Here is a 19,266-nt window from a genome sequence, read left to right as displayed (position 1 = left end):
CGATGTACTGACAAATGGATGATGTACTGACAAACCAGGAAGAAATCCATCAGAGGTCTGCCCGGTTTTGCAGTTGTTTTCCATAGTTTCAGTAGTTTTCGATAGTTTCAGTAGTTTTCGATAGAGAGGTACCCTATATGCCGATTTATGAGTATGCATGTCGCGAGTGTGGCCACGAGCTTGAGGCCCTGCAAAAAATGAGCGATCCGGCGTTGACGGATTGTCCGGAGTGTGGCAAGCCCGGCCTGAATAAGAAGGTATCTGCCGCGGGCTTTCGCCTGGCGGGCAGCGGTTGGTATGAAACGGATTTCAAAACCGGGGCCAAAAAGAAAAATCTCCACAGCAGCAGTGATACGGCCGGAACGGCCAAATCCAGCGACAGTGGCAGCCCTGCGGCCAAACCTGCCGCGGCGCCGGCCGCCAAACCCGCCGCCAAGGAATAGCGGCCTGGGGCTTATGGCCTCGGCCTTAAGGGCTGAGGCATAGTCTCAGGGGGAGAAACCGCGGGGCCAGGGCGACCGGCCAAGGCGGCGACCCAAACCAAGAACTCACCAGACCTAACAGGAAGAAATTTATGCGCACCCAGTATTGTGGCGCTCTCAATACCTCTTTTATCGATCAGCAAGTCACGCTCTGTGGCTGGGTTGATCGTCGCCGTGATCACGGTGGCGTTATTTTTATCGACTTGCGGGACCGTGATGGCGTGGTGCAGGTGGTGTTTGACCCGGACGCCGCCGAGAATTTTAAAATTGCCGACAAGGTGCGCAGCGAGTACGTGCTGCGGGTGCAGGGCCGGGTGCGGGCCCGCTCGGAAGCCACCATCAACCCCAATATGGCCACCGGTGAAGTGGAGGTCTACGGGCTTGAGGTAGAAATTCTCAACAGCGCCGAGACCCCGCCGTTTCCCCTGCACGACACTACCGTGGGCGAGGATGTGCGCCTCAGGTATCGCTATGTGGATCTGCGTCGCCAGGACATGCAGGAGCGCCTGCGCTTCCGCTCCAGGGTGACCACCGCGATTCGCAACTACCTGGACGACAACGGCTTCCTCGATATCGAAACCCCGATTCTCACCCGCGCTACCCCCGAGGGCGCACGCGACTACCTGGTGCCGTCGCGCACCCATGAGGGCAAGTTCTTCGCCCTGCCGCAGTCGCCGCAACTGTTCAAGCAGCTGCTGATGGTGTCGGGCTTTGATCGCTATTACCAGATCGCCAAATGTTTTCGCGATGAAGACCTGCGCGCCGACCGGCAGCCGGAATTTACCCAGATCGATATCGAAACCTCCTTTATGGATGAAGAGCAGATCATGGCGGTGACCGAGGGCATGATTCGCCAGTTGTTCAGCCGCCTGAAGGGCGTCGAGCTGGGAGAGTTTCCCCGTATGCCCTACGCCGAAGCCATGCAGACCTATGGTTCCGACAAGCCTGACTTGCGCATCCCGCTGCAGCTGACCGAAATCAAGGATCTGCTCAAGGACATCGACTTCAAGGTCTTTGCCGGCCCCGCCAATGACCCCAAGTGCCGGGTCACCGCACTCAAAGTCAGTGGCGGCGCCAGCATCTCGCGCAAACAGATCGATGAGTACACCAAGTTTGTCGGCATCTACGGCGCCAGGGGCCTGGCCTGGATCAAGGTCAATGAGCTGGAAAAGGGCGTCGAGGGCCTGCAGTCGCCCATCATCAAGTTTCTCGGTGACGAGGTGACCCTGCAGATCATGGAGCGCACCGGTGCCGCCAACGGCGATATCGTCTTCTTCGGGGCCGACAAGAGCAAGGTGGTCACCGAGGCGTTGGGGGCGTTGCGCTGCAAACTGGGCGAAGACCTGGATCTCTATACCTGCGACTGGGCGCCCCTGTGGGTGGTGGACTTCCCGATGTTCGAAGAGACCGACGACGGCAGCCTGACCTCCCTGCATCACCCGTTTACCGCGCCCTCCTGTGCGGCGGATGAGTTGCGGGCCAATCCGGCCGCGGCGTTGTCACGGGCCTACGACATGGTGCTGAACGGTTGTGAGTTGGGCGGTGGTTCGATTCGTATCCACCAGAAGCCCATGCAGCAGGCGGTGTTCGAGGTGCTGGGCATTGACACTGCCGAGCAGCGGGAGAAGTTCGGCTTTTTGCTGGACGCCCTGCAGTACGGTGCACCGCCCCACGGCGGCCTGGCGTTTGGCCTCGATCGCCTGATTATGTTGATGACCGGCGCCCACTCCATCCGTGATGTGATCGCCTTCCCGAAAACCCAGAGCGCCGCCTGTGTCATGACCGACGCCCCGGGGGCGGTGGCCACGGAGCAGTTGCGGGAGCTGAACATTCGGCTGAAGAAAAAGGAGCCGGTAGCCTGAGTCGATTGGGCTGGGCAAAAAAAGGCCGGGACGGGGATGCCTCCGTTCCGGCCTTTTTTTTAATCTTCAACTCCGGTCAAGGCCAATACCGAGTGCAGCAACACGTTGCACCCTTTCTCCACGTCGGGCCAGTGGGTCCACTCGTCCGGGGCGTGGCTGACACCGTTGACGCTGGGGATAAAGATCATCCCGGCCGGGGTGATGTCGGCAAAAAACTGGGCGTCGTGGCCGGCGCCGCTGGGCATCAACTGGTAGCTGTAACCCAGCTTTTTGGTCTGCTCCTCGACAACAGCCATAATCTCGTTGGACATGGCCTTCGGCGCCAGCCAGCTCATCTGTTCGTACTCGAACATCAGGCCGTGGGAGCGGGCGATGGCGGACAGGGCCTTGCGGCTGCTGTCGGCCAGGTCCTTCATCACCTCTTCACTCATGTCACGGCCGACGATGGTGAACTCCACTTCGCCGGGCACGGTGTGGGCGTAACCGGGCTTTAACTTGACGTAACCGATGGTCAGGCGGGTTTTGTCGGTGCCGTTTTCGGCGATCAGGCGTTTGATCTCGTGGGCAAAGTCGGCGAGACCCATAAAGGCATCGCTGCGCAGGTCCATGGGTGCGGTGCCGGCGTGGTCGGCCTTGCCTTTCAGTTTTACCAGCCACTTGTAGACTCCGGAGATGCCCTCCACCACACCGATGCATTTATCCACCGCTTCCAGTACCGGGCCCTGCTCGATGTGCAGCTCGATAAAGGCCTTGACCGAGTCCGGCGCGCGAAACACCGTCAGCGCGTCGTGGTAATTGAGGTCGCACTTGGCCATGGCCTCGGTCAGTCGCTCGCCCTTGGGGTCGCGGGCCTGCTCCAGCCAGTCGAGGGTCAGCTTGCCGGTCAGCGCCTGGGCGCCGAGCATGCCGCCAAAGCGGCCCTCTTCCTCACTGGTGGCGATCAGCTCGATGGGAGCGTTGAGCTTGAGGCCGGCCTCCTTGATGACGCGGATGCATTCGAGGCCGGCGACGATGCCGAGGGTGCCGTCGAAAATCCCCCCGGCGGGCACACTGTCGAGGTGCGAGGCAATAATCACCGCCGGCTGGTCGGCCGGGCCGTAGCGACCACAGACGTTGCCGGCGCCGTCGATGTGGGCGTCGAGACCGTGTTCCTTGAAATAGCCCAGCAACCACTGGCGCGCCTGCCAGTCAGCCTCGGTAAAGCCCTGGCGGTAGACACCGCGCTCACCTTCCACGGCGCCGAATTCGGCAATTTTGTAGATATCGCTCTCCACGCGTTTGACATCTATACCTGGTATATCGGGCATGGCGGTTACTCCTGTTATTGGTTTAATGAGAGAAGCCCTGTCTGCTGCGCGATTGCCGCAGACAGAGCTTTCAGGCCGGGCTGCTTTGCCGGACGGACTGCTTTCCCGAGCGGGGCTATTTCCCCAAGCTGGGCTATTTCCAAAGCCGGGTTGGGCAGGTCAGGCGTGCCAGCCCAGCTCCTCGGCTTTGCGTGCGGCCAGGGCCGGAATATCCTGGGCGACAAAGTGGTGGTGCAGCATTTGCACACCGAGGGTGTGATTGAGCACCGCGTCCAGCTGTACCTTTTCGCTCTGCTCCATCTTCGGGTCGTCGTGACTGTTAATCAAGTGCTGGATAGCGTCGTAGTCGAGCAGGCCGGCGGCTTCGACCTGGTCACGGAAGGCGAACTTGTTAAACAGCGCCAAAAACATTTCCCATTTCTTGCGGTCGGTGTAGGCCGGCGGTGCCATAAAGGCAAACTTCTGGCGCTTGTAGAGGGTCTCGGGCAACAGCCCTTTCATGGCCTCGCGCAGGACGTATTTCTCGGTCACACCCTTGATGCGCATTTGCGGTGGCACGGTGGTGGCAAACTTGGCCAGGTGGTGATCCAGGAACGCCGGTCGCGCTTCCATGGAATTGGCCATGTCCACCCGATCGCCACCCCAGGTCAGGATCTGGCCTTCGAGCATGGTCTTGATCCACACGTACTGGGCCTTGTCCAGCGGGTGGCGCCCCTCCAGCTGGCTGCGGTCGAAGGTGTTGGCGATGGCGGCGCCGGCGTCGTAGTCGGCCAGCTCGGAGCGCCACTGGGGCTGCAGCAGCGGCAGGGCGAAGTCGTGACAGTGGAGCCAGTTTTGCAGGCAGGTGGGGGTGAAGCCCACTGTGCTGTTCATGGCGGCGGAGGAGAATTCTTCCCGCGGCAGCATGGCGCCTTTAAACAGGCTGTTGTTGGCTTCCAGGCTGGCCTGCCACTCCTTGCGCAGGGTGGCCGGCAGGTCGTTCAAGCCGTACAGGAACATGTCGTTGCGAAAGGCGGGGTAGCCGGCAAACAGTTCGTCCGAGCCCTCGCCGGTGAGCACCACCTTGTAGCCATTGGCGTGCACGGTCTGGCTCATCAACAGTTTGGCCACCGCCAGGGTGTTATAGATGGTGCGCTCGGTGTGCCAGATGGTGCGGGAGAAGTTGTCGTACAGGTCTTCCGCGGTCAGGTTCAGCACCAGTTGGTCGGCGCCGGTCATGGTGGCCATCTCGGTGGCGATGGGGGTCTCGTCGTAGTCGCTGCTGTCAAAGCCGATGGTGAAGGCCTTGACCGGATCCTGGCGAATGGACGCCGACAGCCCGAGGATGGCGCAGGAGTCAATGCCGCCGGACAAATAGCAGCCCACCGGTACGTCCGCCTGCAAGCGGTGCTGGACCGCCTCGCGCAACTGTTCCCGCACACCGTCGATATAGTGCTGTTCGTTGTGATGGTTGACGTGCTCGCCGGCCACCGGGAAATTGATGTCCCAGTATTTGTGGTTGTTGACCAGCAGCTCGCCGCGGCGGCGCTGGATCTTGACCACGTGGCCGGGCAGGACCTGGTGAATACCCTCGAAAGCAGTGCTGCCCGGTACCATTACCTGGATCAGCTGGTGGTAGGTGCTCTGGGCCGACAGCTTGCGTTTGACCGCGGGATGGGCAAACAGCACTTTCAGCTCTGAGCCGTAGACTATGCCGTCCTCGGTCTCGGTCCAGTAGAGGGGTTTGACCCCAAAGCGGTCGCGCACCAGGAACAGGGCGTCCTCGGTTTTATCGTAGAGGGCGAAGGCAAATTCACCGCGCAGGAAGTCGAGGGTCTTTTCCAGGCCGTAGCGCGGGTACAGGTGGAGAATGATTTCCGAGTCGCTTTTGGTGGTAAAGCGCTCCCCGGTGGCGGTGAGGTCGGCGCGAATTTTTTGAAAGTCGTAGAACTCGCCATTGTGCACCAGGGCGTAGTCGCTATCCGCGGACACCAGCGGCTGGCGGCCGCGCTCTTCGTTGAGGTCGATAATAGAAAGACGTGCGTGGCACATGCCCATGCCCAGCCCGGGCGGGTTGTGGTAGCCGAAGTTATCGGGGCCGCGGTGATACTGAATCGCCGCCATATTGACCAGGGTCTGGCTGTCGATGGGATGTTGTTGGTTGCGGTGAAAAATACCGCCAATGCCGCACATAATGTACTCCAGTGTTAATGTGTGTGATTGAGTGGGGGGAGGGGCGCTGCCGATCAGACCACGTCCATCACCCGCTCGGCTCTCTGGGAGAGGCAGGTGAGCAGTGCCATGCGCATAAATACCGCGCCGCGGGCCTGGGAGAAGTACCAGTTGTGGAGCGTGCCGTCGAGCTCTGGGCTGAGCTCGTCGCCGCGGGCCAGGGGATGCAGGATGATGGCATCCTTTTTCAGTGGTGAGTCGGCGGTCAGCGCAAATTTCTGGCCGTAGGATTCATAGGTGTCACCGACCCAGGCTATGGCGTTGATATAAATGACGTCGAGCTCCGGCAGGCGCTCGTCCAGCGAGGTGCTGGTGCTGATCTTCAAACCCTGTTGTTCCAGCCGTTGGCGCTGGTCGGGGGAGAAGCAATCTTCTTCGGAGCTGTCGTGAATCACCACTACCTCGGCAAAGGCCTCGGGGAAGATCGCCAGGGTTTTCAACAGGCTGCGCACGGTGCGCATCTTGTTGGGGCGGCCGATAATCCCGATACGGATAGGGGCGTGCTCCCCGGTTATCAGCCCCGGGCACCATTTGAAAATCGCGTACAGGTCTGACAGGGCCTGGGTGGGGTGCTCATCGATACCGTTGCCGGCATTGATGATGGGGATGCGCAGGGACCTGATCATCTCGTGCACCGACTCCTGGCGCACGTCCCGCAGCACCACACAGTCACCGTAGTTGTTGAACATCTCGGCGACGTCCTGCAGGCGCTCGCCCTTGGCGATACCGGTGGTGGAGCGGTCGGTGATCGACATGATGTCGCCACCGAGGCGGTGCCAGGCGCTTTCAAATGACAGCCGGGTGCGGGTGCTGGGCTCGTAAAAGGCACTGATCAGGACCTTGCCCTGCAGCGGCGAGCTGAACCTCTCCGGGTTGCTCTCATATTTGGCCGCCAGCCGAAACAGCTGCAGTACCTTGTTGCGATCGAACTGGTCGCAGGAGACCACGTGCTGGGAGGCCAGTGGCTTCAGGTAGTCGCCATCTTCCTGGATGACTTTCAGTAACGCTTTCGGGTGGGCATCGCCGTAGGTGTCGGGCTTTTTCCGATCAAAAACCAGGGTTCCCCGAGTTTCTTCGTTCACCACAATTTTCCTTTTAGGTAGTCGTTGATTAACAGCCCCACGAGAACACAGGGCGAGGTACAGGTGATCAACACGGCGGCGTAAACCAGCCATTCAAATGCCTGCGGATTAATGTTCATTGCTCGGCTCCAAGTGGCCTGGCTGGGTATTGTCGCGTTCCATGTCGGTTAACAGGCGCCACTCGAAGCGGGCGTCGCTGCGCCACAGGCCGATGCCACACACCAGGAATGAGGTCAGGCAGGAGAACAGGGCGGCGACGTAAAAACCGATCTGGAAGTAGGCCAGCAGGCCGCACAGGGTGCCGAGGGCCATGGCCAGGGCGGCAGTGGTGCCATTGAGGCGGGTGTGAAAGAGGCCAAAGGTAATGGGCCAGATGGTGCTGGCGACAAAGGCGCCGGTAAAATTCAGCAGCGCCCCGAGCGTGGTCATGCGCGGCAGGCACAGCAACCAGGTGGCCACGCCCAGCAGCAGCACGGTGCGCCGGCTGATGATCAACAGTTTCTGTTTGCTGACCCCGGGGTTGATCAGGCCTTTATAGATGTCTTCGGTGAGCAGGTCGCTGCTGGCCGCGAGCAGCGAATCCAGGCTGGAGGCCAGGGCGGCAAAGACCACGATAAAGACCACTACCGCGCCGATATCACCGAGCAATTGCGCCGCCACCAGCGGCCCCACCATATCCGGGCTGGGGGGAAAGACACCCAGTGCCGGCGCCGCCAGGGCGATAAAACCGGTGACAATGGGAATGGGCAGCCACAGCAGACCGGCAATCAGGTAGGCGCGTTTGCCGATACCCGCGCGAAAGGCGAAGGCCCGGGACCACCAGACATTGGAGTGGAAAATTTCGCCGATGCCAAAAAAGATATTGTTGAACAGGAACATAATGGCAGCCGGGAACAGCAGGTTGAGCAGCTGCGGTTGCTGTACCGACACCGATTGGTAGATGGTGTCGAGGCCCACGTCGCGCAGGCAGACAAAGGCGATCACCAGCACGCCCACGAGGATAATCAGGGTCTGGATAAAATCGGTAGCGATTACCGCGCGCAGGCCGCCGAACAGGGTGTAAGCCACGCACACCGCGAGGATGGTGGTCATGCCGACGATGTAGTTGAGGCCACTGAGAGCCTGCAGCAGAATGCCGCCGGCCATGCCGAGGCTGACCAGCCAGCCGATGGCGTAGAAAAACGACACCACCAGGAATACATACCAGGCGGGGCGGCCGAAGCGGATGCGAATAAAATCCCCACAGGTATAGCCCTGCGGCATCAGCTGCTTGATACGCTGGGCCATGGGCGCAAACAGGATCAGGCCCAGCGCCGCCATGGAATAACCGATCATACCCCAGATGCCGAATTGATAGGTGAGCTGGGGAGCCACCAGGGTGGTGTTGCTGGTGATCCAGGTGGCCATGGCGGTGGCAGATGCCATCGCCAGGCCGACGTTGCGACCGGCCAGCATAAAGTCGTCGGCGGTGCGGTTGCTGCGCCCCAGCCACCAGCCAAAGCTGACCCAGAGGATTCCGAACAGGGCCAGAATCCCGAGGGCTACGGGGGTATCAATTTGGGTCACGTAACTTTCCGTTGTTATTCAAATATCCGTTTTGGCGAGCGCGTTTTTGCAGACTCACGAGGATGCCGAGCAAGAGACTGAACAGGGCTGCGCCCAGTGCAAACAGCAGCCAGGCGGCCCCCAGGTCACGGTGCTGGACGCGGAAGCTGGCGATGTTGGAGACGGGCGTTTGGGCGTGGTCGAGCAGGCGGGCGAAATAGTCGCCATCGGCCAGGCCGCTGAGGCTCACCTGTTGCTGCTGCACCAGGTTGTAGCTGGCAAAAACGCTTTTAAAATCCGGGGTGGTTGCGACTTGCAGAGAGATATGGCGGTCATCGGCGGCGCCGCTGGTGGGCTGCCAGGAGAGGCCCAAAAAGCCTTCTGTGGCCAGCTCGGTAGATGTTTGGAGCTCGAAGGGATAGGCGGTGAGGCCCCAGCTTGCCTCCGCTAAAAAAAACAGTGCCACCGATGTCAGCAACCAGGTTGCTCGGAGGGGCATGGACAGCCTCAAGCTCAAAAATTGAGGGGCCACTATACAAATTGTGCAGCCACATTTCAAATTGACTGCGGAGCGGAATGGGCACTGGTCGCTTAAAAAACCGGTGTTTTTCGCTCGAGTGTGGGTTGGCTGTGTTTTTTGGCGCCAGCGACAAGTCGTCGGGGCCACAGATTTTCTTCCGCGCCGGCTTGACCTGGTTCGGCTATACTGGGACACTTACTACTGGATAGAAAAACAGTATTGAGCTGGGCGCAGTAGATGCAGAGTGATGGCTAAGTGACGTTGATTTTGGGGGTGGACCCGGGGTCCTTGAAAACCGGCTTTGGTATCATCGATTGCCAGGGGTCAAGCAATAGCTACGTCGCCAGCGGTGTGATTCGCATTCCCGCGCTGGGTTTGCCGGAGCGGCTGAAAGTAATTTTTGATTCCATCAACGAAATCATCGCCGAGTACTCGCCTGAGGAAATGGCCATCGAGCAGGTGTTTATGGCGAAAAGTGCCGCCTCGGCGCTGAAACTCGGCCAGGCGCGGGGGGCGGCCATTGTCGCGGCGGTAAATCAGTCCCTGCCGGTGGCCGAGTACGAGGCGCGCAAGGTAAAACAATCGGTGGTGGGCAACGGCGCGGCGGACAAACATCAAATGCAGCACATGATCAAAACCCTGCTGCGCCTGCCGGCGCCACCCCAGGAAGACGCCGCCGATGCCCTCGGTGTGGCAATCTGCCACGCCAATACCCGGCAGCATATGATCCGCATTGCCTCGGCCTCCAGCTTTCGGCGCGGCCGCATGGTCTGACCCGGACGCCAGCCCACTCACTTGAACCCAAAGATTTACACAGGACGCAAAAGCCATGATCGGTCGATTGCAAGGCGTATTACTGGAAGTGCAGGCCCCGGAGATCCTGGTGGATGTGCAGGGGGTCGGCTACGAAGTGTTTGTGCCCATGACCACCCTCTATCAATTGCCGCAACCGGGCAGTTCGATCACCCTGTTGACTCATTTTGCGGTCAGCGAAAATGGCCAGAGCCTCTACGGCTTTTACGCCCGCAGGGATCGCGACCTGTTTCGGACCCTGATCAAGGTGAACGGCGTCGGGCCGAGACTGGCACTGGCTATACTCTCCGGCCTGGAAGCCACCCAGCTGGTCAGCTGCGTGCGGGAAAACAATCTGGCGGCACTGGTGAAAGTGCCGGGCGTGGGCAAGAAAACCGCCGAGCGGCTGGTAATCGAATTGCGCGACAAACTCAAGGATTGGGAGGGCAGTCCGAGCCCGCAGGCCGGCACGGCGAGCAACAGTACTGGCAGCAGCGTGGCGGCCAATGCCATAATTGCCGACGCAGAAAGCGCGCTGGTGGCTCTCGGTTACAAACCGGTGGAGGCCTCCAAGGTGATCGCCGCGGTGACCCGCGAGCACGACGTGGCGCGCAGTGAAGATTTGATCCGGCTGGCCCTGAAAAGCCTGGTGCCGGCCTAGGAGCCTGTCGGACTTAGGTGCCCGTAGCGAGAGAAAGTCCGATTTGAGTCAGTTTTTAACCATTTTTGAGGCGAATAGTGGTTCTATTTAACGAGAAAATGGTTGAAAAATGGCCAAACTCGGCTTTTTCGCAGCAGGGCAACCCTAAGTCCGACAGGCTCCTAGTACCTGGCCCTTTAGCCGTTCGCTGTATACGCCATCTATACAGGACACTACTATTCAGGGCACTGCACTGGTGTCCGCTGCCGCAACCGGGGCACAGCCTGTTGAGAATGTTCGATGATTGAAAAAGACCAGTTTGCCGCCAGCGAGCGCCTGCTTGACGCCGAGGTTCGGGTCACCGAGGACGTGCAGGATCGGGCCGTGCGACCGCGGGCGTTGGCCGATTACGTCGGCCAGCCGGCAGTCAGGGAGCAGATGGAAATCTTTATCCAGGCGGCCCGGGCCCGGGGCGAAGCGCTGGACCATACCCTGATATTCGGGCCCCCGGGCCTGGGCAAGACCACGCTGGCGAATATCGTCGCCTGGGAAATGGGGGTGTCGCTGAAAACGACCTCCGGACCGGTGCTGGAAAAAGCCGGTGACCTGGCGGCGCTGATGACCAACCTGGAGCCTGGGGATGTGCTGTTTATCGATGAAATTCATCGCCTCAGCCCCAACGTCGAAGAAATTCTCTACCCGGCCATGGAAGACTACCAGCTGGATATTATGATCGGCGAGGGGCCGGCGGCGCGCTCGATCAAGCTGGATTTACCGCCCTTTACCCTGGTGGGAGCCACCACCCGGGCCGGCCTGTTGACTTCCCCCCTGCGCGACCGCTTCGGCATAGTGCAGCGGCTGGAGTTCTACAACGTTGAGGATCTCACCCATATCGTCACCCGCTCGGCCCGCTTGATGGGTATTCCCATGGACCCGGAGGGCGCCTTTGAAGTGGCGCGGCGCTCCCGCGGGACACCGCGTATCGCCAACCGACTGCTGCGTCGGGTGCGGGATTTTGCCGAGGTAAAAGGTGACGGCAGGGTCAACCGGGATATGGCGGACCTGGCCCTGAATATGCTCAATGTCGACAAGGTGGGTTTTGACCATATGGACCGCCGTTTGCTGCTGGCGGTTATCGAACGTTTTGCCGGCGGGCCGGTGGGGGTCGAGAGCCTGGCTGCCGCCATCAGTGAAGAGCGGGATACCATCGAAGACGTGCTGGAGCCCTACCTGATCCAGCAGGGCTATATGGCCCGCACCCAGCGCGGCCGGGTGGTGACGGCGCTGGCCTACCGGCATCTGGGGCTGGACTTGCCCAAACAATTGCAACCTGACTCCTGAGGCTGGTGCAGCGTCATATATAAGGCACTGCACTAGCGATTGCCTGCCGTATCCCTGTAGTATATAAGCCGCGGTCCAGGCCGCGCTCGCAGTTGTTGCCCAATGCCTGGCGGCACCGGGTAACTTTCTTCCCCGCAGAGTGTACCCCGGCCGCTAACACAGAGTTCTCGAGGCTTGTGCATGTCCTGCTTTCAAATGCCCCTGCGGGTGTATATCGAAGACACCGACGCCGGCGGTATTGTCTACTACGTCAATTATCTCAAATTTATGGAGCGCGCCCGCACCGAATGCCTGCGCACCCTTGGCTTCGACAAGCCGGCCATGGTGGCGGACGACCGGCTGTTTGTGGTGCATTCGGCAGAAATAGCCTATTTGCGACCGGCTTTGCTCGATGACCAGTTGACGGTTACCGCAACTATCAGTAAGTTGGCGCGCAGTTACATGAGCTTCAGCCAATCTATTTTGCGCAACGGGGAACCCATTTGCCGGGCCGATATCAAAGTCGCCTGTGTGCAGCGGGAGACCATGAAGCCTGTGGCCATGCCGGAAGAGGTCTGGCGGGCGGTAAAGGCCTATCAGTGAATGCTTAAAACCCCAGGCTGTCTTCCCGGATTGGTGGGAAAAATTTTTCGAAGGAATTGTGGGCTATGGCCGAAGTTGAGTCACTCTCCATTGTCAGTTTGATTGTCAATGCCAGTCTGCTGGTGCAGCTGGTCATGCTGATTCTATTTGTTGCGTCCATCATTTCCTGGGTCATGATCATCCAGCGCGGTCGCTACCAGTACCAGGCCCGGAATTTGTTTGCCGAGTTTGAGGATACTTTCTGGTCCGGGATAGACCTCAACCAACTCTACCGCCAGGGCAACCAGGCGGGCAAGGTGGTCGACGGTGTGGAAAATATTTTTCGCGCCGGTTTTAAGGAGTTCAGTCGCCTGCGCCAGCAGGGTGGGCTCGATCCGGACACGATCATGGAGGGCACCCAGCGAGCGATGCGTGTGGCCCTGTCCCGGGAGGAGGGCAAGTTGGAGGCAAACCTGTCGTTTCTGGCCAGCGTCGCCTCGGTTAGCCCCTATATTGGTTTGTTCGGTACCGTGTGGGGCATCATGAATTCTTTTCGCGGGCTGGCCAATGTGCACCAGGCAACCCTGGCCACGGTGGCGCCCGGCATCTCGGAAGCCCTGGTGGCCACGGCCATGGGGCTGTTTGCTGCGATTCCCGCGGTGCTTGCCTACAACCGTTTTTCGGCTACCGCTGAAACCCTGATCAACAACTACGATACCTTTGCGGAAGAGTTCAGCGCGATTCTGCACCGCCAGGCGCACAGTAAATAAGCAGCAACCCCTAACCCAGTCAGTTTCGAGCCGATATGTTTCGTCGCAAGATCAGAAAAAAGCCCATGGCGGAAATCAATGTAGTGCCCTACATCGATGTCATGCTGGTGTTGTTGGTGGTGTTTATGGTGACCGCGCCACTGCTGATGCAAGGGGTGAAGGTGGAGTTGCCGGCGGCGGCATCGGCGCCGCTGGATGACAAGCAGGATGAGCCGCTGATCGTGTCAGTGGATGCAGCGGGGCAGTACTATTTGAATTTGGGCAAAGACGAAAAGGTGGCCAAGCCGTTGGCACAGATAACCGATACCGTGGGCAAAGTACTGCGGCAAAAGCCCAATACCGCAGTGCTGGTCTGGGGTGATACCGCCGTCGATTACGGCCTGGTGGTGGCGCTGATGACGGCTCTGCAGGGCGCCGGGGCGGAATCCGTGGGCCTGGTCACTGAGCCTCCCAGGTAGCTATGGCGCCCACACACCAGGTAAAAGCGAACGACTACCTGCTGCCGACGGTGGTGAGTGTGGGGTTGCACGGACTGTTGGTGCTGGCAGTGGTCTGGGGCTGGGAAGCGGCCTCGGAGCCGAAGCAGAAGGTGGCACCGCGCTATGTGGAGGCGCGGCTGGTAGCGCTGAAACCCGAGTCGGAAAAGCCGAAACAGACTGCCGCGCCGAAACCCAAGGTCGTGGATGTCAGCGCCCAGCAGCGCCAGCGGGAAGTCGAGGCAGCAGAAAAAAAACGCCTGGCCACGGAGAAGGCCGAGCGCGAACGCTTGCGCAAATTGGCAGAAGAGAAGAAAAAGCAGCAGGCGGAGCAGGAAAAATTACGCCAGCAAAAGCTGGAGCGGGAACGACAGGAAAAAGAGCGGCTGGAAAAAGAACGCCTGGAACAGCAACGACGCCAGCGCGAGCTGGAGCGCCAGCGCTCCCAGGAGGCGGCCTTCGCCGATGCCCTGGCGGAAGAGAAAGAGATGTTGATGGCGCAGGAAAGCGAGGCAACGGCGCAGAGTTACGTGGCAGCCATGGCCGACAAGATTGAGCGCAGCTGGAGTCGCCCGCCGTCGGCGCGGCGGGGCATGAAATGCGAGCTGCGCATTCAGCTGGTGCCCACTGGTGACGTTATCCACGTCGCCGTGATCAAGAGCAGTGGCAACAGTGCCTTCGACCGCTCCGCGGAGCAGGCCGTCAACAAGGTGGGGCGGTTTGAAGTTTTAAAAGACATGCCACCGGATATGTTCGAACGTTATTTTCGCCAGTTAACCCTGGTCTTTGATCCGCAGGATTTGCGCCAGTAGCCGGTCCTGCAGCAGTTTGGAGTGATACAGCTTGGTTTCGATAAGTAGGCAGGTTAAAAGTGTGTTGGCGGGGGTGTTGGTGTTGCTGGTATGGAGCAGCGCCCGGGCCGAGTTGACCATCGAGATTACCCAGGGGCTCGACAATCCCACGCCCATCGCCATTGTCCCCTTTGGTTGGGGCGGCGCGCCGCTGGCGGAAGATGTCAGCGCCATAGTGGAGGCCGACTTGCGCCGCAGCGGCCAGTTCCGGCCGCTGCCAACCAGCGATATGCTGTCCCTGCCGCGCTCCTCTGGTGAGGTGTTTTATCGCGACTGGAGCATTCTCGGCACCGAGTATTTGCTGATTGGCAATATGACCGCCGCTCCGGCGGGAGCCTTGAAGCTGGAGTTCGAGCTGTACGATATTCCCTCGCGCAAACCGGTGTTCAAGCGCGAGGTCACCGGCAACGCCAGCCAATTGCGGGACATGGCGCACCTGGTCAGCGACGCCGTGTATGAAGCGATCACCAATATTCGCGGTGCGTTTTCCACCAAGATCATCTATGTCGAGGCCTTTGGCACCGAGCGCTTTCGCCTGATGCTGGCGGATGCAGACGGGGCGCGGGAGAGGGTGTTGTTGACCTCCAAGCAACCGATTATGTCGCCGGCCTGGTCGCCGGACGGCAAGGAAGTTGCCTATGTCTCCTTTGAAACCACCCGGCCGGCGATTTTTCGGCAGGTGATTGCCACCGCGGAGCGGCAGCAACTGACCAATTTCCAGGGCTTGAACGGCGCGCCCGCCTGGTCGCCGGACGGCAAGAAGCTGGCCATGGTGCTGTCCAAGGATGGCAACCCGGAAATCTACGTGCTGGAGATTGCCACCGGCGTCTTCACCCGCATCACCCGCCACTTCGCCATTGATACCGAGCCCAACTGGACCAGCGACGGCAAGAGCCTGGTGTTTACCTCGGACCGGGGCGGCAAGCCGCAGATCTATCAGGTTGCACTCGCCAGTGGCCGGGTCGAGCGCCTCACCTTCGAGGGCGACTACAACGCCAGGGCGCGCTTGTCGCCGGACGGCAAAACCCTGGTGATGGTGCACCGCCATCGAGGTGTGTTTCATATCGCCACCCAGGACCTGGTGCGGGGCGATATTCGGGTCTTGACCCAGACTACCCTGGATGAATCACCCAGCATCGCGCCGAACGGTGCCATGCTGCTGTACGCTACCAAGTACGGCGATAAAGGTATCCTGGCGGCGGTGTCACTGGATGCCGGCGTCAAGTTCAGGTTGCCCTCCCGCCAGGGCGATGTGCGCGAACCCAGTTGGTCGCCGTATTTTTAGTGGCGGAGCGACCACAAGCGTATTACAGTAGCGGTTTTAAGCGCGGCCTTGACGCCGCTTGACGAGCCTGCGTTGTGCGGCCGGCGGCGGCGATCGACGGGCTCGGCTGAAACAGAAAATATTATCAGTGAATGCCCTTGTATTGGGTTGTGTCCGGCACAATATCGGCCGCCGATAGGCAACCCCCACACACGATTATTAACGTTTTTAACCATCTCACCCAGGAGTGAAAATATGCTCTCATCAGCATTAAAGCAAAGTATGGCCCTGGCCGTCGTTATGGCGGTTTTGGCAGGTTGTTCCAGCACATCCACCACGGATAGTGGCGGCATGGCCGATACCGGTCCGGTCAGCACCGGCACGGCGTCCGGGGTGGATCTGTCCTCTACCCAGGTAGTGGAAGAGCCGATGCCAGAGTTGAACACAGTTTTTTACTTCGACTTTGACAAGTCGGTACTGAAAGCCGAGACGCGGGCCGAGTTGACCGCTCACGCTGGCTATCTGCGCACCGACCCGCGGCCGATTCGTCTCGAAGGCCATGGCGACGAGCGCGGCACCAGGGAGTACAATATGGCCCTGGGCGAGCGCCGGGCCAAGTCGGTGCGTGATTTCCTGGTACTGCAGGGAGTCGATGCCTCTTTAATCGAGGTAGTGAGCTATGGTGAAGAGTACCCGGCGGTTATGGGTACCACCGAAGCTGCCTACAGCATGAACCGTCGTGTTGAATTGAAGTAATTATCGAGCTGATGAAAATCACAAGGTCAATGACCGCAGCCTTGCTGGCTGCGGCTTGTGTCGCTGCCAGCGGCACCTCGCAGGCCCAGGTGCCAGTGGTCGAGTCGAATAATCGGCTGGCCGCTGCGCCGCCGCGGGCGTCGTCTTCGCAGTCCATGGACAGCCGGTCGGAGATGTTCTACCAGATGCAGCTGTTGCAGCAGGAAGTCCTCGAGCTGCGTGGCCTGCTGGAGGAGCAATCCTACGAGCTGAAACGCCTGAAGCAGCAGCGCCTCGACGATTACGTCAATCTTGATCGCCGTATCAGTGCCCTGGCCGGTGGCGGGGCAGCCGCGCCCAGTAGTGACAGCACTGCAGATGCAGCAGCTCCACCGGCCGCCAGCCCGCGCCAGCCTGAACAGTCAGTGCAGACCGCAGAGGACATCGTCGGCGAGCAGGCGGATGAGGTGCAGCGCTATCGCACCGCCATCGACCTGGTGCTGCGCAAAAAGGACTACGCCGCTGCTATTGTCAGTTTCAAACAGTACCTGAGCGAGTATCCCAAGGGGCGGTACGCACCTAACAGCCAGTACTGGCTGGGGGAGATCTACCTGTTACAGGGAGACCTGGAGCAGGCGCGGCAGTGGTTTGCCCGCTTGCTGAGTGAGCATGCGGGCCACGCCAAGGCGCCGGATGCAACTTACAAGCTGGGCACGGTCTATCACAAGCTGGGTGACAACGCCAAGGCACGGCAGTTGCTGCAGGAAGTGGCGCAGGGTAGCACCAACGCCGCCAGGTTGGCCGCCTCCTACCTGGCCGATATGAATCGCTGACTGGTTGCATAACGCCCAGTTGGTGCGCTGTTTGAACATCCGGCTCGCTTGTGGGGCCGGCTTTCGGTAGAATCCCGCCTTTTTGCTTTACAGGCACCAGGGCATGCTCGACGCAACACTGCGAATTTCAGAAATCTTCTTCTCTCTCCAGGGGGAGGGCCGTTTTACGGGCCTGCCGACGGTGTTCGTGCGCCTGACCGGCTGCCCCCTGCGCTGCACTTACTGCGATTCTGAATACGCTTTCTTTGGCGGCAAGCGCCAGTCGCTGCAAGAAATCCTCGCGACTGTGGCTGAATTCAAGCCGGCCTATGTCTGTGTGACCGGCGGCGAGCCGCTGGCCCAGCCCGATTGCCTGCCGCTGTTGACGGCGCTGTGTGAGCGCGGCTACCAGGTGTCGCTGGAAACCAGTGGCGCCCTGCCAGTGGCCGAGGTGGATACGCGGGTGTGCAAGGTACTGGACCTGAAGACCCCGGCGTCCGGCGAGGTGGCAAAAAATTTGTACGCCAATATCGACCACTTGACCCGTCTCGACCAGGTCAAGTTCGTCATCTGCGATCGCCAGGATTACGAGTGGGCGCGGATGCAACTGGACCAGTACCAGCTGGCCAGCCGTGCCGGTGACGTGCTGTTTTCACCCAGCTACGGCCAGGTGGATGAAAAACAACTGGCGGAATGGATTCTGGCGGATAACCTGCCGGTGCGCTTCCAGCTGCAGATGCACAAGCTGCTCTGGAACGATGCCCCGGGTCACTGACAAGCCACTGAAATTCAGGTTAAAAGTCAGAGTGCCCGGTTAGGGAGGGGCGACTATTTTTTTGTGGCTCGATTCCGATTCGCTACCTTCCATTGGCTAATGTCCAGCAACCATTTTCTAGTAACTAATTAAGTAGATACAGCGAGCAATAATGTCCTCAGCAGCCAAGACACCAGCTACCGATGCAGTCGCCGCCACGGCGAAGACAGATGCCTCCGGACCGCAACCCCAGCCCGGCGTTGGCAAGGCAGTAGTGCTGGTGTCCGGTGGATTGGATTCCACCACTGTACTGGCCATGGCCCGACAGCAGGGCTATGAATGCTATACCCTGAGTTTCGATTACGGCCAGCGCCACCGCGCCGAACTGGCCGCAGCGGAACGTACCTCGCTGGCCATGGGGGCCGCTGCGCACAAAGTGGTGGCGCTGGACCTGGCCAGTATAGGCGGCTCCGCCCTGACCGATATGTCGATCGCCGTGCCGGAGGAGGAGACTAGCGGGATACCCGTCACCTATGTGCCGGCGCGCAACACCGTGTTTTTATCCATCGCCCTCGGCTGGGCGGAAGTGCTGCAGGCGCAAAAGATCTTCGTCGGGGTCAATGCAGTGGATTACTCCGGCTACCCGGACTGCCGGCCGGAGTACATCGCTGCCTTTGAGACCATGGCCAACCTCGCCACCAAGGCCGGGGTAGAAGGGCAGCGACTGACCATCGAGGCCCCGCTGATCCATATGACCAAGGCCGAGATAGTGCAGGCCGGGGTGGCGCTGGGAGTGGATTACGCTCTCACCGTATCCTGCTACCAGGCTGACGCCGAGGGCCGTGCCTGTGGCAAGTGTGACAGCTGTCGCTTGAGGCGCCAGGGCTTCCAGCAGGCGGGCTTGACAGACCCGACCCTTTATGTCTGCCAGGCCGCTATTTAAGTAAGTTAAGCCATTGTTTTTATAGAAGATAATTAAAAATAAAAAGTTTAAAAAAGGCTTGTCTTTTAATCTGAAATCATTATTATATGCGCCTCTTCGGGTCGTTAGCTCAGTTGGTAGAGCAGTTGGCTTTTAACCAATTGGTCGCTGGTTCGAATCCAGCACGACCCACCAAACAAACAAAAAAGGCTCACCCATCGGGTGGGCCTTTTTTGTTTGTCCGGTGGGTCGGGCCGGGTTGTTGCTTCGAAGCGCCCTGGTTCGACCAATTCCGCCCCGGGCGGAATTGGGACGAGGAGCGCAGCGACGAAGCCCGCG

At 59.9% G+C, this 19,266-nt stretch carries 20 protein-coding genes and 1 tRNA gene; 15 read left to right on the top strand and 6 right to left on the bottom strand.

All coding sequences use genetic code 11. The features are described 5' to 3' along the window. Window positions 1–137: 137 nt before the first annotated feature. Both G8764_RS11530 and aspS read left to right on the top strand, forming a co-directional pair. Window positions 138–443 (top strand): FmdB family zinc ribbon protein, encoded by a 306-nt coding sequence (locus tag G8764_RS11530; protein WP_166164798.1) that lies wholly within the window; start codon window positions 138–140, stop codon window positions 441–443. A 131-nt stretch (window positions 444–574) separates the two neighbouring features. Further along, entirely contained in the window at window positions 575–2,344 is a 1,770-nt protein-coding gene (gene aspS, locus G8764_RS11525) for an aspartate--tRNA ligase (protein ID WP_166164797.1), read from the top strand. A gap of 59 nt (window positions 2,345–2,403) precedes the next feature. On the opposite strand, the gene G8764_RS11520 is transcribed toward aspS, so the two are convergent. The 6 genes from G8764_RS11520 to G8764_RS11500 all read right to left on the bottom strand — a co-directional run bounded on the left by G8764_RS11520 (window position 2,404) and on the right by G8764_RS11500 (window position 8,988). Then, entirely contained in the window at window positions 2,404–3,651 is a 1,248-nt protein-coding gene (locus G8764_RS11520; RefSeq protein ID WP_207951841.1) for a Zn-dependent hydrolase, read from the bottom strand. Between the two features lie 159 nt (window positions 3,652–3,810). Beyond that, window positions 3,811–5,823: an asparagine synthase (glutamine-hydrolyzing) gene (asnB, locus tag G8764_RS11515; protein ID WP_166164796.1), complete on the bottom strand. Its 2,013-nt coding sequence runs from the start codon at window positions 5,821–5,823 to the stop codon at window positions 3,811–3,813. 53 nt (window positions 5,824–5,876) lie between these two features. Continuing rightward, window positions 5,877–6,944 carry an aspartate carbamoyltransferase gene (locus G8764_RS11510; RefSeq protein ID WP_207951840.1) on the bottom strand — a complete coding sequence of 356 codons (1,068 nt, stop codon included), beginning with the start codon at window positions 6,942–6,944 and terminating at the stop codon, window positions 5,877–5,879. Further along, complete coding sequence (locus G8764_RS22790; RefSeq protein WP_279538446.1) at window positions 6,941–7,063, bottom strand: hypothetical protein; 123 nt, start codon at window positions 7,061–7,063, stop codon at window positions 6,941–6,943. Before G8764_RS22790 ends, G8764_RS11510 begins: the two co-directional genes overlap by 4 nt. Then, complete coding sequence (locus tag G8764_RS11505; RefSeq protein ID WP_166164794.1) at window positions 7,053–8,510, bottom strand: sodium:solute symporter family transporter; 1,458 nt, start codon at window positions 8,508–8,510, stop codon at window positions 7,053–7,055. The genes G8764_RS22790 and G8764_RS11505 overlap by 11 nt, the downstream gene beginning before the upstream one ends. Then, window positions 8,497–8,988, bottom strand: coding sequence for a hypothetical protein (locus G8764_RS11500; RefSeq protein WP_166164793.1), 492 nt, complete (start codon window positions 8,986–8,988; stop codon window positions 8,497–8,499). Before G8764_RS11500 ends, G8764_RS11505 begins: the two co-directional genes overlap by 14 nt. A gap of 276 nt (window positions 8,989–9,264) precedes the next feature. Between G8764_RS11500 and ruvC the strand changes: the two genes are divergently transcribed. The 13 genes from ruvC to G8764_RS11435 all read left to right on the top strand — a co-directional run bounded on the left by ruvC (window position 9,265) and on the right by G8764_RS11435 (window position 19,122). Beyond that, the gene (gene ruvC / locus G8764_RS11495; RefSeq protein ID WP_166164792.1) at window positions 9,265–9,783 is read left to right on the top strand and encodes a crossover junction endodeoxyribonuclease RuvC; all 519 of its coding nucleotides are present in this window, start codon (window positions 9,265–9,267) and stop codon (window positions 9,781–9,783) included. A 55-nt stretch (window positions 9,784–9,838) separates the two neighbouring features. Continuing rightward, window positions 9,839–10,462, top strand: coding sequence for a Holliday junction branch migration protein RuvA (ruvA, locus tag G8764_RS11490; RefSeq protein WP_166164791.1), 624 nt, complete (start codon window positions 9,839–9,841; stop codon window positions 10,460–10,462). 279 nt (window positions 10,463–10,741) lie between these two features. Continuing rightward, a complete protein-coding gene (gene ruvB, locus G8764_RS11485) occupies window positions 10,742–11,782 on the top strand; it encodes a Holliday junction branch migration DNA helicase RuvB (RefSeq protein ID WP_166164790.1) in 1,041 nt (346 codons plus the stop codon). Between the two features lie 180 nt (window positions 11,783–11,962). Further along, window positions 11,963–12,364 carry a tol-pal system-associated acyl-CoA thioesterase gene (gene ybgC, locus G8764_RS11480; protein ID WP_166164789.1) on the top strand — a complete coding sequence of 134 codons (402 nt, stop codon included), beginning with the start codon at window positions 11,963–11,965 and terminating at the stop codon, window positions 12,362–12,364. Window positions 12,365–12,429: 65 nt separating this feature from the next. After that, window positions 12,430–13,113: a protein TolQ gene (tolQ, locus tag G8764_RS11475; RefSeq protein ID WP_166164788.1), complete on the top strand. Its 684-nt coding sequence runs from the start codon at window positions 12,430–12,432 to the stop codon at window positions 13,111–13,113. Window positions 13,114–13,148: 35 nt separating this feature from the next. Beyond that, window positions 13,149–13,571 (top strand): protein TolR, encoded by a 423-nt coding sequence (tolR, locus tag G8764_RS11470; RefSeq protein ID WP_166164787.1) that lies wholly within the window; start codon window positions 13,149–13,151, stop codon window positions 13,569–13,571. 2 nt (window positions 13,572–13,573) lie between these two features. Next, window positions 13,574–14,401 (top strand): cell envelope integrity protein TolA, encoded by an 828-nt coding sequence (gene tolA, locus G8764_RS11465; protein ID WP_166164786.1) that lies wholly within the window; start codon window positions 13,574–13,576, stop codon window positions 14,399–14,401. A gap of 40 nt (window positions 14,402–14,441) precedes the next feature. Next, complete coding sequence (gene tolB, locus G8764_RS11460) at window positions 14,442–15,725, top strand: Tol-Pal system beta propeller repeat protein TolB (protein ID WP_341806390.1); 1,284 nt, start codon at window positions 14,442–14,444, stop codon at window positions 15,723–15,725. A gap of 234 nt (window positions 15,726–15,959) precedes the next feature. Then, window positions 15,960–16,460: a peptidoglycan-associated lipoprotein gene (locus G8764_RS11455; RefSeq protein ID WP_166164785.1), complete on the top strand. Its 501-nt coding sequence runs from the start codon at window positions 15,960–15,962 to the stop codon at window positions 16,458–16,460. An 11-nt stretch (window positions 16,461–16,471) separates the two neighbouring features. Then, a complete protein-coding gene (ybgF, locus tag G8764_RS11450) occupies window positions 16,472–17,272 on the top strand; it encodes a tol-pal system protein YbgF (protein WP_243748757.1) in 801 nt (266 codons plus the stop codon). A 103-nt stretch (window positions 17,273–17,375) separates the two neighbouring features. After that, the gene (gene queE / locus G8764_RS11445) at window positions 17,376–18,026 is read left to right on the top strand and encodes a 7-carboxy-7-deazaguanine synthase QueE (protein WP_166164784.1); all 651 of its coding nucleotides are present in this window, start codon (window positions 17,376–17,378) and stop codon (window positions 18,024–18,026) included. 151 nt (window positions 18,027–18,177) lie between these two features. Next, window positions 18,178–18,948: a 7-cyano-7-deazaguanine synthase QueC gene (queC, locus tag G8764_RS11440; protein ID WP_166164783.1), complete on the top strand. Its 771-nt coding sequence runs from the start codon at window positions 18,178–18,180 to the stop codon at window positions 18,946–18,948. 98 nt (window positions 18,949–19,046) lie between these two features. After that, window positions 19,047–19,122, top strand: a tRNA-Lys gene (locus G8764_RS11435). Window positions 19,123–19,266: the final 144 nt, after the last annotated feature.

This window comes from Pseudomaricurvus alcaniphilus (assembly GCF_011440395.1).
GTDB classification, from domain to species: Bacteria; Pseudomonadota; Gammaproteobacteria; order Pseudomonadales; family Cellvibrionaceae; genus Pseudomaricurvus; species Pseudomaricurvus alcaniphilus.
The sequence above is the reverse complement of the archived record's forward strand: the minus strand, read 5'-3'. Positions and strand labels throughout refer to the sequence as shown.